15 protein-coding genes are annotated in these 14,653 nt (G+C 57.2%); 5 read left to right on the forward strand and 10 right to left on the reverse strand.

The features are described from left to right. Window positions 1–62: 62 nt before the first annotated feature. On the reverse strand, window positions 63–932 hold the full coding sequence (gene pldA / locus KGP22_RS21365; RefSeq protein WP_045417650.1) for a phospholipase A: 870 nt from the start codon (window positions 930–932) through the stop codon (window positions 63–65). A 163-nt stretch (window positions 933–1,095) separates the two neighbouring features. Between pldA and yigI the strand changes: the two genes are divergently transcribed. Together yigI and rarD are read left to right on the forward strand one after the other, a co-directional pair. After that, the gene (gene yigI, locus KGP22_RS21370) at window positions 1,096–1,563 is read left to right on the forward strand and encodes an acyl-CoA thioesterase YigI (RefSeq protein ID WP_008501538.1); all 468 of its coding nucleotides are present in this window, start codon (window positions 1,096–1,098) and stop codon (window positions 1,561–1,563) included. A gap of 51 nt (window positions 1,564–1,614) precedes the next feature. After that, complete coding sequence (gene rarD / locus KGP22_RS21375) at window positions 1,615–2,511, forward strand: EamA family transporter RarD (protein WP_008501539.1); 897 nt, start codon at window positions 1,615–1,617, stop codon at window positions 2,509–2,511. A gap of 83 nt (window positions 2,512–2,594) precedes the next feature. On the opposite strand, the gene corA is transcribed toward rarD, so the two are convergent. From corA to KGP22_RS21415, 8 genes are all read right to left on the reverse strand, one after another. After that, complete coding sequence (gene corA, locus KGP22_RS21380; protein ID WP_008501540.1) at window positions 2,595–3,545, reverse strand: magnesium/cobalt transporter CorA; 951 nt, start codon at window positions 3,543–3,545, stop codon at window positions 2,595–2,597. Window positions 3,546–3,695: 150 nt separating this feature from the next. Next, a complete protein-coding gene (gene ysgD, locus KGP22_RS21385; RefSeq protein WP_212743980.1) occupies window positions 3,696–3,752 on the reverse strand; it encodes a YsgD/CorL family protein in 57 nt (18 codons plus the stop codon). A 149-nt stretch (window positions 3,753–3,901) separates the two neighbouring features. Next, the gene (uvrD, locus tag KGP22_RS21390; protein WP_032646073.1) at window positions 3,902–6,064 is read right to left on the reverse strand and encodes a DNA helicase II; all 2,163 of its coding nucleotides are present in this window, start codon (window positions 6,062–6,064) and stop codon (window positions 3,902–3,904) included. A gap of 76 nt (window positions 6,065–6,140) precedes the next feature. Next, window positions 6,141–6,857, reverse strand: a complete 717-nt coding sequence (yigB, locus tag KGP22_RS21395) for a 5-amino-6-(5-phospho-D-ribitylamino)uracil phosphatase YigB (protein ID WP_223580726.1) — start codon at window positions 6,855–6,857, stop codon at window positions 6,141–6,143. Further along, window positions 6,857–7,759 (reverse strand): tyrosine recombinase XerC, encoded by a 903-nt coding sequence (gene xerC, locus KGP22_RS21400; RefSeq protein ID WP_136196061.1) that lies wholly within the window; start codon window positions 7,757–7,759, stop codon window positions 6,857–6,859. The genes yigB and xerC overlap by 1 nt, the downstream gene beginning before the upstream one ends. Further along, window positions 7,756–8,463: a DUF484 domain-containing protein gene (locus KGP22_RS21405; RefSeq protein ID WP_111963533.1), complete on the reverse strand. Its 708-nt coding sequence runs from the start codon at window positions 8,461–8,463 to the stop codon at window positions 7,756–7,758. Before KGP22_RS21405 ends, xerC begins: the two co-directional genes overlap by 4 nt. Beyond that, window positions 8,460–9,284, reverse strand: coding sequence for a diaminopimelate epimerase (dapF, locus tag KGP22_RS21410; protein ID WP_008501545.1), 825 nt, complete (start codon window positions 9,282–9,284; stop codon window positions 8,460–8,462). Before dapF ends, KGP22_RS21405 begins: the two co-directional genes overlap by 4 nt. 35 nt (window positions 9,285–9,319) lie before the next feature. Then, window positions 9,320–9,523 (reverse strand): lipoprotein, encoded by a 204-nt coding sequence (locus KGP22_RS21415; protein ID WP_024907980.1) that lies wholly within the window; start codon window positions 9,521–9,523, stop codon window positions 9,320–9,322. A gap of 135 nt (window positions 9,524–9,658) precedes the next feature. Here KGP22_RS21415 and cyaY point away from each other — a divergent pair, with 135 nt between their 5' ends. Beyond that, window positions 9,659–9,979: an iron donor protein CyaY gene (cyaY, locus tag KGP22_RS21420; protein ID WP_111963531.1), complete on the forward strand. Its 321-nt coding sequence runs from the start codon at window positions 9,659–9,661 to the stop codon at window positions 9,977–9,979. Between the two features lie 91 nt (window positions 9,980–10,070). On the opposite strand, the gene cyaA is transcribed toward cyaY, so the two are convergent. Further along, window positions 10,071–12,614, reverse strand: a complete 2,544-nt coding sequence (gene cyaA, locus KGP22_RS21425; RefSeq protein WP_143345648.1) for a class I adenylate cyclase — start codon at window positions 12,612–12,614, stop codon at window positions 10,071–10,073. A gap of 349 nt (window positions 12,615–12,963) precedes the next feature. Here cyaA and hemC point away from each other — a divergent pair, with 349 nt between their 5' ends. Next, a complete protein-coding gene (hemC, locus tag KGP22_RS21430; protein ID WP_223580728.1) occupies window positions 12,964–13,905 on the forward strand; it encodes a hydroxymethylbilane synthase in 942 nt (313 codons plus the stop codon). Continuing rightward, complete coding sequence (gene hemD / locus KGP22_RS21435) at window positions 13,902–14,642, forward strand: uroporphyrinogen-III synthase (RefSeq protein ID WP_223580731.1); 741 nt, start codon at window positions 13,902–13,904, stop codon at window positions 14,640–14,642. The genes hemC and hemD overlap by 4 nt, the downstream gene beginning before the upstream one ends. Window positions 14,643–14,653 lie beyond the last annotated feature (11 nt).

The following is a 14,653-nucleotide window of genomic DNA, read 5'->3' on the forward strand; positions in this document are numbered from 1 at the left end:
GGCGCTATTTTCAGCGCCTGAGAGAGAAACTTCAACGTTTAACGCAAAAACATTCGAACAGCCTAGAGAATATCGTTCAGCATCACGCCCACGCCGACGCGGGTCTGGTTGAAGTTGTAATCGATAAGCGACTCGCCGTAACCGCTGTAGACTTGCGTATAAAGGCGGACATGCTTGCTTACCGGATAGCTTAAGCCCACTTCCGCGCCGCCGTAGCCGGTGTTCCAGTTGTACTGACCTTTCGCACTCAACACGGCATCACCTAACTGGTAGCCGACTTTAAGCTGGTAGTAGCCCATATATTTGGTGATGTCCGGGTTGTCATCAGTGCTGCCGACCACATACCACGGCTTCACTTCCACCATCCAGTTACCGTTCTGCGCCATCAGACGCGTATAGGCACGGTTCCAGCTACGGGATGTCGGATCGGAACGTCCGTTAGAATCATGGTTAAAGCCCACTTCCACATCGCGTAACGTCCAGCCCGCAAATTCATAATCCGTTGCGAAGCCGAGGAACAGCTGGGGCTCATAGTTGGTTTCGCGGAACGGCGAGGATTCCCCGCTGTTAGAGAGCTGCCACCAGGACTTCTGCGTATAGGAGGCACCAAACACCGAGTTCGGTCCCAGAATGCCGCGCCAGAACGGGAAAGCGAGGCTGAGCTGGAACTTCACCTCATCTTTACGCGCATTATCAGACCAGTTATAGGAGCTTATCGCCTCTTTGTTGAGATCGCTGGTCTGGGTGTAAATCACGTAGTTGGTGTCATACGGATAGAGCGTGAACGGATTGTCATGCTCCTGAAGAAGGTTCGCGATAATGCTACCGTGAACGGCAGGTTTATCATGCACCTCTTTGATTGTCGCTTCCTGCGCATAGGCTGTGAGGGGCAGCGAAATCGCCGCCAGTAACCAGGCCAGATACGTCCGCATCGGTGGTGTTCTCCTGCAAAAGAGTAAAATTACCTGAATAGTTATGTGGCGGACATTCTACAGACTTATGCGACAACTGCTGCATCCTCATTTCTGAAAGTGGAATTCCTTGTTGCCGAGGCATAAAATCAACATTTTATTAACAATAAGGATGTGATGCCTCATGTCAGCCATGCTTACCGCCGAAGAAGTGTTAAAACTCGTGGGCGAGATTTTTGTTTACCATATGCCGTTTAACCGCGCGCTGGGACTGGAGCTGGAGCGTTACGAGAAAGACTTTGCCCAGCTGAGCTTCAACAACCAGCCGATGATGGTAGGGAACTGGGCGCAAAGTATTTTGCACGGCGGCGTGATTGCCTCCGCGCTTGACGTGGCGGCAGGTCTGGTCTGCGTGGGCAGCACGCTGACCCGCCATGACACCATCAACGAAGACGAACTCCGCCAGCGTCTGGCGCGCATGGGCACCATCGATCTGCGCGTCGACTATCTTCGCCCGGGGCGCGGAAATCGCTTTACCTGTACCAGCAGCCTGCTGCGCGCGGGGAATAAAGTCGCCGTGGCGCGCGTTGAATTACACAACGAAGAGCAGGTGTATATCGCCAGCGCAACCGCCACTTATATGGTGGGTTGAGGCGGCAAAATCGGGTAAAATTAATTCACTTTTTTGTAACGGATTTTCCCGATGGATGCTAAACAGACGCGGCAGGGCGTTTTACTCGCCCTTGCCGCTTATTTTATTTGGGGTATCGCCCCGGCGTATTTCAAGCTTATCGCCTACGTTCCGGCCGATGAGATCCTGACTCACCGCGTCATCTGGTCGTTCTTCTTTATGATTGCGCTGATGAGCCTCAGCCGTCAGTGGTCGGGCGTCAAAACGCTTCTGCAAACCCCGAAGAAGATCTTCCTGCTGGCACTCTCTGCCGTGCTGATTGGCGGCAACTGGCTGCTGTTTATCTGGGCGGTGAATAACCATCACATGCTCGAAGCGAGCCTGGGGTACTTCATTAACCCGCTGGTGAATATCGTGCTGGGGATGATTTTCCTCGGTGAGCGCTTCCGCCGGATGCAGTGGGTGGCGGTGATTCTGGCCTTCTGCGGCGTACTGGTGCAGCTCTGGACCTTCGGCTCGCTGCCGATTATTGCCCTCGGCCTGGCGTTCAGCTTTGCGTTCTACGGCCTGGTGCGTAAGAAGATTGCGGTGGAAGCGCAGACAGGGATGCTGTTTGAAACCCTGTGGCTGCTGCCCGTGGCGGCGATTTATCTTTTCGGCATCGCCGACAGCCCAACCAGCCACATGGGCAGCAACCCGTGGTCGCTGAACCTGATGCTGATGGCGGCGGGCGTGGTGACCACTATTCCACTGCTGTGCTTCACCGGTGCGGCGACGCGCCTGCGTCTCTCCACGCTGGGTTTCTTCCAGTACATTGGCCCGACGCTAATGTTCCTGCTGGCGGTGGTGTTTTACGGCGAGGTGCCGGGGGCGGATAAGATGGTGACGTTCGCCTTTATCTGGGTGGCGCTGGCGATTTTCGTCGCCGATGCGATTTATACCCAGCGCAGGGGGCGCAAAGGGCTGTAATGTTGCCCTCACCCTAACCCTCTCCCACAGGGAGAGGGAATTCGATCGTTGGGCGGGTAAGCGCAGCGCCACCCGCCAGATTTTTACAGCCAGTTCCGGCGCTTAAAGTACAGATACGGTGCCAGCCCCGCGAGGATCATAAAGATAATCGCCCCCGGGTAACCAAAGCTCCACTTCAGCTCCGGCATAAACTCAAAGTTCATCCCGTAGCTGGACGCCACCAGCGTCGGCGGCAGGAACACCACGGACACCACCGAGAAGATCTTGATGATGCGGTTCTGCTCGATGTTGATAAAGCCCATCGCCGCCTGCATCAGGAAGTTCACCTTCTGGAACAGAGATTCGTTGTGCGGCAGCAGGGATTCGATATCTCGTAAGATCTCACGCGCCTGCTCCAGCTGACCGCCCGGCAGACGCGCCTTGCGCACCAGGAAGTTCAGCGCGCGCTGGGTATCCATCAGACACAAACGCACCTTCCAGCCGATATCTTCCAGCTCCGCCAGCGTGGAGAGCGCTTCGTCGTACTCATCGCCCTGATGGCCTTCCATGATCACGCGGCTCAGCTTTTCCAGATCGCTGTAGATGTTTTCAATTTCATCCGCCAGCTGTTCAATTTTGGTCTCGAACAGATCGAGCAGCAGCTCGTACGCGTTGCCGTCTACCATCGCCTGGCTACGGGCGCGCATGCGGTAGAGGCGGAATGCCGGTAGCTCACGCTCGCGCAGGGTAAACAGACGACCATCGCGAATGGTAAACGCCACGGTGGAGTTGCCCGCGTGGTCTTCGGCATCTTCAAAGAAGAAGAAGGAGTGAATGTGCAGACCGTCTTCGTCTTCAAAAAAACGCGCGGATGCTTCGATGTCTTCCAGTTCCGGGCGCGTTGCCAGGCTTTGCCCCAGCTCAGATTGTACGCGAAGGCGCTCATCGTCGTCCGGCTCGACCAGATCCACCCATACGGCATCAATGAGGGGCTGTGACTCTTCGGCTTCAAGCCGAGTCAGTCGGTTATTTTCGAGTTGAAATGCGCTCAACATGACCGGGACTCCCAATGCAAAAAATATCGGACAGTTCGGTGGGCACACAGAAACAAATTGGGTTTCAGACCATTAAACAGCCTGACTCAGCGCGACGGGAATAATGCAGTCGCTGACAACCACTAAGGCCATCAGCAAGAGGAGATAGCCTTAGGAGTTGTTCCTGGATGACAGGGAATTGAGCCAGTATCTACTGGGTGTGTCCAAGGCGAATGTCCTCTTAGCGTAATCGTGCGCGCATGTTACGCCAGCTATAACTGTGGCGTCAACACGCAACGAAACGCTGAAGGGCATTAATTGACCTTCAACGTATAAGGCTAGCAGATTATTACAAAATAATGATATTTTTCTGAATGTTAGACTGTTTCCAGCTTCGCGTAGGCCGCCACCAGCCATTTGATCCCCTGCCCCTGGAACGCCACCTGCAGGCGGCTGTGCTCGCCGCTGCCTTCCAGATTCACAATGGTGCCTTCGCCAAACTTCGAATGACGCACGCGCTGGCCCAGCTTGTAGCCAGTGTCGGTTTCCGCAATCGGCGATCCCATGCGCTGATGGCTGACAGGACGACTGATGCTTGCCCGCAGACGCACCTCCTCCACGCACTCTTCCGGCAGTTCACCGATAAAGCGCGACGGACGGTGATAGACCTCTTTCCCGTACAGACGACGGGTTTCCGCATAGGTCAGCGTCAGCTTTTGCATCGCGCGCGTCACGCCCACGTAGGCCAGACGGCGTTCCTCTTCCAGACGGCCGCCTTCATCCAGCGACATCTGGCTTGGGAACATCCCCTCTTCCATCCCGACGATGAACACCTGCGGGAACTCCAGTCCTTTGGCGGAGTGCAGGGTCATGAGCTGAACCGCATCCTGCCAGGTATCCGCCTGCCCTTCCCCCGCTTCCAGCGCGGCGTGGGAGAGGAACGCCTGCAGCGGCATCAGGTCTTCGTCTTCTTCGTTGTAGCTGAACTGGCGAGTTGCCGTGACCAGTTCCTCTAAGTTCTCAATACGGGTCTGGCCCTTCTCGCCTTTTTCCTGCTCGTACATGGTGCGCAGGCCGGAATCTTTAATCACCCGGTCGGTCTGCACGTGCAGCGGCATGTCGGCCGTTTCCTGCGCGAGGGCGTCAATCAGCTCAAGGAAGCGCTGCAATGCGCTGGCGGCACGTCCGGCGAGCGCTTTTTCCTGCAGCAGCTCGCGGCACGCCTGCCACAGCGTCAGCTGGCGGTCGCGCGAGGCCTGACGCACCACGTCCAGCGTGCGGTCGCCAATCCCGCGGGTTGGGGTGTTCACCACGCGTTCAAACGCCGCGTCGTCGTTACGGTTGGCAATCAGACGCAGATACGACAGCGCATCTTTGATTTCCTGACGTTCGAAGAAGCGCATGCCGCCATAAATGCGGTACGGCATGCTCACCTGCAGCAGCGCCTCTTCCAGCACGCGCGACTGGGCGTTGCTGCGGTAGAGAATGGCGCACTGCTCCAGCGCGCCGCCGTTGTCCTGCCAGGTTTTGATACGGTTGACCACGAAGCGCGCTTCGTCGAGCTCGTTGAAGGCGCAGTAAATCGAAATCGGTTCGCCGTCGACGCCGTCGGTCCACAGCTTTTTACCCAGACGCCCGTTGTTGTTTTCAATCAGGGCGTTGGCCGCGCTGAGGATATTGCTGGTCGAGCGGTAGTTCTGCTCCAGACGGATGGTTTCGGCGCCGGGGAAATCGTTGAGGAAGCGCTGGATGTTCTCCACCTGCGCCCCGCGCCAGCCGTAGATCGACTGGTCGTCATCGCCCACGATCATCACCTTGCCGGTATCCCCGGCCAGCAGGCGGATCCAGGCGTACTGGATGTTGTTGGTATCCTGGAATTCGTCCACCAGGATATTGGTGAAGCGTTCACGGTAGTGCTGCAGGATGTGCGGTTTGTTCAGCCACAGCTCGTGGGCGCGCAGCAACAGTTCGGCAAAGTCCACCAGCCCGGCGCGGTCACACGCTTCCTGGTAGGCCTTGTAGACGTTCTGCCAGGTCTGCTCCACCGGGTTGCCGAAGCTCTGAATATGGTGCGGGCGCAGCCCCTCGTCTTTCTGACCGTTGATGTACCACATCGCCTGACGCGGCGGCCACTGCTTCTCGTCGAGGTTCATCGCCTTGATCAGGCGCTTCAGCAGACGGAGCTGGTCTTCGCTGTCGAGGATCTGGAAATCTTGCGGCAGGTTGGCGTCCATATGGTGCGCCCGCAGCAGACGGTGCGCCAGGCCGTGGAAGGTACCGACCCACATGCCGCCCTGGCTGGTGCCCATCAGCTGCGCGATCCGGTGGCGCATCTCTGCCGCCGCCTTGTTGGTAAACGTGACCGCCATGATGGAGTACGGCGAGCAGTTTTCCACGCTCTGCAGCCAGGCGATACGGTGAACCAGCACGCGCGTCTTACCACTGCCCGCTCCAGCCAGCACCAGCAGGTTGGTGCGCGAGGCGGCAACCGCGTCACGCTGTTTGTCATTAAGGCTGTCGAGCAGGTAAGAAACGTCCATTGGCACCGTCACGTCATGTCGGGCAGGCGAATAGCATTCGCCAAAACCCTGTTAATTTATACAGAACAATTGATGATTATATCAGCGTCGTGAGGGATGCCAACCGTGAAATTTCCACGTGCGGCAGAAGACGGCTATCGGAGGCGATCATCAGGTCAGCATTTTCCGGCTTGATCCAGCAGGCCTGCATCCCGCAGCGGATGGCGCCGGCCACGTCTGTGGTCATGTCATCCCCCACGTGCAGGATCTCACCCAGCGGCAGGTTAAGTTTATCTGCCGCCAGATGGTACATGTCACTGAACGGCTTCGCGCGCCCGTGAGGACCCGCACGCAGCACGAATTCGAAGTAATCACTCAGGCCAAAAAGCTCCGGCTGGGCATTGCCGTTGGTGATGGCCACCAGCGGCCACTTTTCGGCAAGCTTCGCCAGCGTGTCGTGGGTTTCCTGCGGCACGTCGATACGGCTGCGCCATTTGGCGAAGTTTTCCATGGCCGCTTCCGCCCCAATGGCAGCATCCTGTGTGCTCAGACCCACGTTGAGCATCGCCTGCTCAACCGCGCGACGACGCCATTCGGTCACGTCGTGGTAAATGTCCGGCTCGGTCTCACGCAGGGACTGGCGCAGCTTCTGGAAGTCCTTGTTCTGTATCGCCTTCAGCGCGGGATGGTAGTTCTGCACAAACGCCAGGGACTCCTGTTCGGTGCGCAGGATCACCTCGCGGTTGTCATAAAGAGTGTCATCAAGGTCAAACGTCAGGGCTGAGATCTGACCGAGTGGGCGGTAAAAACGCATTATTTCCCCCGTTTGGCGCGTGGATGCGCCGCGTCATACACCGAGGCAAGGTGCTGGAAGTCTAAGTGGGTATAGATTTGAGTGGTCGACAGATTTGCGTGGCCAAGCAGTTCCTGCACGCCGCGCAGATCGCCGCTCGACTCAAGCATGTGTGTCGCAAAGGAGTGGCGCAGCTTGTGCGGGTGAACGTGGCTGTTCAGCCCCTGCTTAATGCCCCACTCCGCAAAGCGCTTCTGCACGTTACGCGCCGAGATCCTCTTGCCGAGCTTCGACAGGAACAGCGCATCTTCGTCGGAGCCAAACAGCCCGCGCAGGTCAAGCCAGTGCTCAATCCAGGAGACCGCATTGCGGCCAATCGGCAGGCGGCGCTCTTTGCTGCCCTTACCCATTACCCACACTTCGCCCGATTCCAGATCGAGATGCTTGAGATCAAGGTTGACGAGTTCAGACAGACGCAGCCCGGCACCATACATCACCTCCAGCATCGCGCGATCGCGCACGGCCAGCGGATCGTTCAGATCGATATCCAGCAGGCGGTTTACGTCGTCAACGTCAATATTTTTAGGCAGATGGCGCGGCGCCTTCGGCGTGGCGATCCCTTTTGCCGGGTTGGCTTTTAAGCCCCCCTGACTGACCAGCCAGTCGAAGAAGCTGCGCAGCGCAGAGAGCCTGAGCGCCAGGCTCGCCGGGCTGAGATTTTTTTTACGGCTACGCACGACAAACCCGCGTACCGTCGCAGCGTCACATTGTTGCCAGCTTTTCAGGCCGATCTCGTCGGCAATCTGCATGATGGCATCAAGCTGACGCTGATAGTTAAGCAGCGTAATGGGGCTAAGCTGACGTTCCACGCCGAGATAGCGCAGAAAGCGCGAGACGTCAGTGGCGAGCAGTCCGTCCATCATACGCGCTCAATCCAGCGCTCCAGCAGCTCAGGCAGCATCAGGGCGATCTCCTGCAGCAGGTGCGTGGCTTGCCCCTGCTCGTAGTGATGCGCGTCGCGGCTGGTAAATAATATGACGCCCAGATCGCCATCGCGCCCCATCAGCGACATCGCCACCGAGCCAATCGCTTTGGCTTCCGGTAATACCACCAGCAGCTCAGGCCCGTTAAGCGGCCCCAGATAGTGGTGATCATGCCCCAGACGCTGAATGCGCAGCGGTTCAAATGCCTGACGGCTGAGTGCCAGATGGGTAAATCCCGACGGCGCGCCGATGCGCCAGCGGTCAGGGAAAAGACGAATCGTTGCGCCCGCCAGCCCCAGCTCGCGCGCCCAGCGGTGGAAACGGCTGAGGAACTCGTCGAGACTGTGCGCCGACGCCAGACGCGCCTGCAGATGCAGCAGTCGATAGAACAGGCTTTCGTTGGTGCTGGCCTGCTCCATCAGCAGCGTCATGTTCTCTTCAAGCTGGCTGATGTGGTTGCGCGAGCGCGCCATGTGCCATTCGACCAGCGACACGGTCCCGCGAACCGGATGCGGCACACGCATCTCTTCGACCACGCGTGCATTGCGAATAAAAAACTCAGGATTGCGCAGCAGATAATCAACAACAGCCCTGTCGTCCAGTTCCGTCACTGTTTCCTGCAGTTCTTCCCCTGGTTGTTTCATAGATGGATAAACCCGTCATAGACATGTGCCGCCGGGCCAGTCATATACAGTGGATGACCCGGTCCTTTCCAGGCGATATCAAGCCGACCGCCCGGTAATTCCACGCGAACCTCTTCTGCCAGTAACCCCTGGGAGATGCCCACGGCCACCGCAGCACAGGCACCGCTTCCGCAGGCCTGAGTTTCACCCGCGCCGCGCTCGTAAACCCGCAGGCGAATGTGCTCGCGCTTCACCACCTGCATAAAACCGATGTTCGCGCGCTCCGGGAAACGTTCGTGGCTTTCCAGTACCGGGCCGAGCGTTTCGACCGCGGCAGTTTCCACATCATCAACCTGAATCACGCAGTGTGGGTTACCCATTGAGACGACGCCGCACAATACTGTCTGCTCGGCCGCACGCATAATATAGGTCTTTTCCGCTTTGTTTGCGCGAAACGGCACGACGGAGGGCTCGAAGTTAGGCTCGCCCATGTTCACGCGCACCAGCTCATCATCGGTGACGCTGAGCACCATGCGACCATTGGCCGTGCTGACGCGAATATCACGCTTGTTGGTCAGCCCTTTCAGGCGGACAAAGCGGGCGAAACAGCGCGCGCCGTTGCCGCACTGGTTAACTTCGCTGCCGTCCGCGTTAAAAATACGGTAGTGGAAATCAAGATCGGGATCGTACGGTGGCTCGACCACCAGCAGCTGATCGAACCCCACGCCCAGATGCCGATCCGCCAGGCGACGGATCAGTTCAGGCGAGAAAAACACATTCTGCGTTACCGCGTCGACGACCATAAAATCGTTGCCAAGGCCATGCATTTTAGAGAACTGCATCATTTGCTCCATTGCGCGGGTACAGAACGTTGTCGTCAGAGATTAACCTGAGTCGGGCCACCGTTGTCGCCACGGTCGTTAGTATTTGGCGTGGTAGACTCAATGCCGCTGTTAACCGGTTTCGTCGGCGGCGGTGCGGTTTTATCCGCAGGCGGAAAGTACAGTGGTCCCTTCAGTCCGCAGCCAGTCAGGCTAAACAGCGTGATGAGAACGGCAAGCGTTCGGAAAGCGTTTTTCATTATAAAGTTGCCCGTAAGTTCAAATCTGTTTCTATCATCGCAGGAGAAGACACAAAAGCAAGAGTTTGCCGCTTTCCTGCAACGGGAATTATTTAGGGTTATACTGCCGGCATCACGAAAAACAGGAACAAAACCATGAACGACAGTGAATTCCATCGCCTTGCCGACAACCTGTGGATGACCATCGAAGAGCGTCTTGACGACTGGGACGGTGACAGCGATATCGATTGTGAAATCAACGGCGGCATTCTGACCCTGAGCTTCGAAAATGGCAGCAAAATTATTATTAACCGCCAGGAGCCGCTTCACCAGGTGTGGCTGGCCGCTAAACAGGGCGGCTATCATTTCGATCTGAAAGACGGGGAATGGGTTTGCGACCGTAGCGGCGTACCGTTCTGGGATCTGCTGGAACAGGCGGCGACCGCGCAGGCGGGTGAGAACGTGAGTTTCAGGTAGTTTTCTTGCCCGGTGGCGGCTGCGCCTTACCGGGCCTACAACGGCTAGAACCGTAGGCCGGGTAAACGTAAGCGCCACCCGGCGAAAAGGCTCAGGAGAAATACTGCTGCAACAGCGGGGCGGTGTCCTGATTGGCAGGCGCTGCAGGCGTGACGGATTGGGTGCGGAACGGAATCACCTGCGTACGGCCGTCGACGTTCACAATCTGGTAGAACTGCGGCAGGTTAAAGTTGATAAAGCTTGAGCCGTAGGTAAAGCGGTCATGCGAAGAGGAGTAGAAGCGGCTGACGTCGCGCACCAGCTCCTCTTTACTGCCTTCACAATGGTGATACACCTCGGCGCGGTTGGTCTCATCCAGAATGTAGATGTTGAATCCGGCATCGTCGCCCGACTCTTCAAAGAAGAACTGAATAATCCCTTCACTTGCGAATCCGTCCACCACCTGCGGGAGCTTAACGTGGTTGGTTTCCACCTGCACCGACAGGCCATGCAGCTTGTTGTGTGAAATCGCGCCGTAAAACTCGATGGCGTTTTCCAGCTTCTGTACCGACACGTTCAGGCGCTCGAAGAACAGTCCCCAGGTCTGACCGGAGACGCGCAGCGCTTTAAAGCGGCCTGTTTCCTGACGGGTACTGGAGAGACGCAGTTCGATACACTCAGAAACCAGCTGCTGCACGCGGGTGCGAATTAAACCGCGCAGGTGCTGGCTGTAGCAGAACACTTCCACGCTGTCCGGCGGCGCGGCATCCTGGTGCATCTTGCCAAGAATGGTTTTCAGCGCTTCGATCATTGCCTGCTCGCCGTTGAAGTGCAGGGTACGCACTTCGTTCCACGAGTTGCGGTACAACAGATCGACACTGCCTACCAGGCAGTTTTGCTGCTCGCCAAAGCTAAAGACGTCCAGCTTGCGGAAGTCAAAGTGAACCACCTGATTGCGGAAGGCCGCCGTCGGGTCGTATTCCAGGTTGACGATAATCGCCAGATGGCGAATCTCACACGGGCTGTAGAGCGCTTTCGGCGTAGGGGCAGGCAGACGCAGCGGGAAGTGGTGCGATACATCCGTGACCATCTCCTGCAGCTTAGCAAGATCAACCACCTCGTTGCCTTTGATAAACAGGCGCGTGCGCGAGGTCAGCAGGCCGTTAAACCAGGCCCAGGCCACCAGCTTGTTCAGGTAGCGGTTATACTCCAGCGGCTGATGGCTGATAATTGAATCCATGCTTGGCGCACGGTTGTAAAGATACCACCCGGTGCGGTTTGCACGGCCCGGCGGCACATAGATAAAGGTCAGATTCGGTTCAGACAGGTCTGGCGAGATCTGCGGGTTAACCAGGGTAACTTTACCCGGCAGAGCTTCAAACGCGGCGTAAAGCTTACGGGTCAATACCCCGATGTCCTGCGGGCTGGCAGAAACGCTGAGGTTGTTACGGCGCGCAAAGCGGATCAGGTTGCGGTAGCTTTGCATCATCGCATCGAGCAGTTCGTTGTGCGCTTCACGCACCTGATCGATTTTCCAGTTGGCCCGGTTATCGAGCATGGACAGACGCGCTTCGTCCCATCCCCACTCTTTCACTAACTGACTGACCACTTCACGACGCCACCCCACGCAGGCGCGTTCGCGGCTCAATTTCTCACAGACTTTGAGATAGAAACATCGACGCACCAGGTCAAGACGCGTGGTGTCATCAATGGCTTTCAGGTATTCGGTCACGCGCTCCAGCATCATGCAGTAGGCGTCCAGCCCGAAGGAGACGATTTCCCCATCGTGCAGACGCTGCTTGATATCTTTCGCCAGCAGGCGCGGCGTAGGGTATTCCCAGGAATAGGCTTCCAGCAGCAGCGTTTTCAGCACCGCTTTGTACGGTGAGTCGATACTCTTATAGAGCTGCCAGAGGCTTGCGCCAAAATACTCTTCTGCTGACAGAGAGCTGAGGCCGCCGAGGTCCAACCATTCGTTTGGCGTCAGTACGCCCTGCGCGTAAAGCGACATGACGTAGTCATCGTAATGCTCTTCTTCTTCGCACGGGACCATATTCCACAGAATACGCTTCCCGGCCAGGCGCACAGCAGTACGGTAAAATTCATCCAGCAGTAAGATGTGCTGAGTCGAGCCGCAGTCCTCACCACCCAGACTGCCGCTTTCGTTATGGCGGAAACGGTTTTCATCAATCAGGAAGAAGCTCACTTCCACGCCGAGCGAGGCCGCCCAGCTCTCCAGCAGGCTGCATTTACGCTGCAGTAGCTGACGCTCGTCGTTATCGAGCCAGGACTGATGACAGACCCAGATGTCCAGGTCCGAAGAACAGCTTTGCCCTACCGATGAGGTGCTCCCCATTGAGTAAACGCCGGTAATAGGCAGTTCACCTTTTGGAGATTCCTGTGGCGGCATGCCGCGGTAAAGTTCCAGCTCGTTCAGATAATGCTGTTGGGTTTCATCAGGCGTGAAAAGGCAAATGCCCTGGGGAACGTTACCGTCAAGGTAGCCAGGCATCAGCGGATGGTGATAGTGCAATAATGTCGGCAGCAGACTGTATACCTGCTGGAAAGCAGGGCCCATGGCAGCAAGCGCGCGATCCACACGCAGTTGATTTATGGCATCCAGTCTCTGTTTCAGAGTCTCAATATAGAGGTACAAGACGTATCGCCTGATGTTTCCGGGTGTCGCAAGCTATTCAAAACACGAGTAACAGCGGACCCGCAGTATTTCAAAAAGATAACCGTTACCCTTTTTCGCCCTTATCATTTTTGGTGGTACCGACGAAAAAATGGTCTAAAACGTGATCAATTTAACACCTTGCCGGTTGACCGTAAAGAAAGATGCGCTACATACAAGTGTAGCACCGTTCTGTACGTGTAAATTCCTGAATACGGCTCTGGCTGACGAATACGCCGCCTTGTCCCTCTCACGCTCATCAACCGTAAAACTGCCATCCCAGAGTCAACAATGTTAGGATGGTTAGCGATTGATAATGACGGTAACAAGCATGTTAGACAATGTTTTGAGAATTGCCACACGCCAAAGCCCTCTCGCGCTCTGGCAGGCACATTATGTGAAGCAGCGCCTGGAAGCCTGCCACAGTGGATTGCGCGTCGAACTGGTGCCGATGGTCACGCGCGGTGACGTGATCCTCGATACGCCTCTGGCGAAAGTGGGCGGCAAAGGCCTGTTTGTCAAAGAACTGGAACTGGCATTGCTTGAGAACCGCGCCGATATCGCCGTACATTCGATGAAAGACGTGCCCGTCGAGTTCCCGGAAGGGCTGGGGCTGGTGACCATCTGCGAGCGCGAAGATCCGCGCGATGCGTTTGTCTCCAACCACTACGACTCGCTCGACGCGCTGCCGGAGGGTAGCGTGGTTGGCACGTCCAGTTTACGCCGTCAATGTCAGCTGGCGGAGCGTCGTCCTGACCTGATCATCCGCTCACTGCGCGGTAACGTCGGCACGCGTCTGGGCAAGCTGGATAACGGTGATTACGATGCCATTATCCTCGCCGTTGCCGGTCTGAAGCGTCTTGGGCTGGAGGAACGTATTCGCGTGGCGCTGCCGCCAGAGCTGTCGCTGCCGGCCGTGGGCCAGGGTGCAGTCGGCATCGAGTGCCGCCTGAACGATGCGCGTACCCGCGAACTGCTCGCACCGCTGAACCATGACGAGACCGCTACCCGCGTAAAAGCGGAGCGGGCGATGAATAACCGCCTCGAAGGCGGGTGCCAGGTTCCAATTGGCAGCTATGCTGAATTGACGAATGGCGAACTGTGGCTGCGCGCGCTGGTGGGCGCCCCGGACGGTTCGCAGATGGTACGCGGCGAACGTCGCGGTAAAGCGCAAGATGCCGAGCAGCTTGGCGTGTCGCTGGCGGAAGAATTACTGGATAACGGCGCCCGCGAGATTCTGGCTGACGTTTACAACGGAGAACCCCCTGCATGAGTATTCTCGTCACCCGCCCTTCTCCCGCAGGAGAGCAGTTAGTGAGCCGTCTGCGCGCACTGGGGCAGGTGGCCTGGAGTTTTCCTCTCATTGAATTCTCCCCCGGTCGGGAGCTCTCTGCGCTCGCCGACCAGATGAATACCCTTCAGGACGGCGACCTGCTGTTTGCGCTGTCGCAACATGCCGTGGAATTTGCCCACGCTCAGCTGCAGCAGCAGGACCTGGCCTGGCCAGCCGCCCCCTGCTATTTCGCGATTGGTCGTACAACGGCCCTGGCACTGCATACCGTAAGCGGCGCGGAAGTTCGTTACCCGTTAGATCGGGAAATCAGTGAAGTCTTGCTACAATTACCTGAATTACAAACTATTGCCGGAAAGCGTGCGCTCATTTTGCGCGGCAACGGTGGCCGCGAGCTGCTGGGTGAAACGCTGCGTGAACGCGGTGCGAACGTGACGTTTATTGAGTGCTACCAGCGCTGTGCAAAACACTACGATGGCGCGGAAGAGGCGATGCGCTGGCACGCGCGCGGCATTAATACGCTGGTGGTCACCAGCGGTGAAATGTTACAACAGCTTTGGTCGCTGATACCGCTTTGGTATCGCGAAAACTGGTTACTCCGCTGTCGGCTTCTGGTCGTCAGTGAGCGTCTGGCGAACCAGGCCCGGGAACTGGGCTGGCAGGATATTCGGATCGCTGATAACGCCGACAACGATGCGCTGCTGCGCGCATTACAATAACTCTCAAATGG

It is taken from the genome of Enterobacter sp. JBIWA005 (genome assembly GCF_019968805.1).
Taxonomy (GTDB): domain Bacteria; phylum Pseudomonadota; class Gammaproteobacteria; order Enterobacterales; family Enterobacteriaceae; genus Enterobacter; species Enterobacter vonholyi.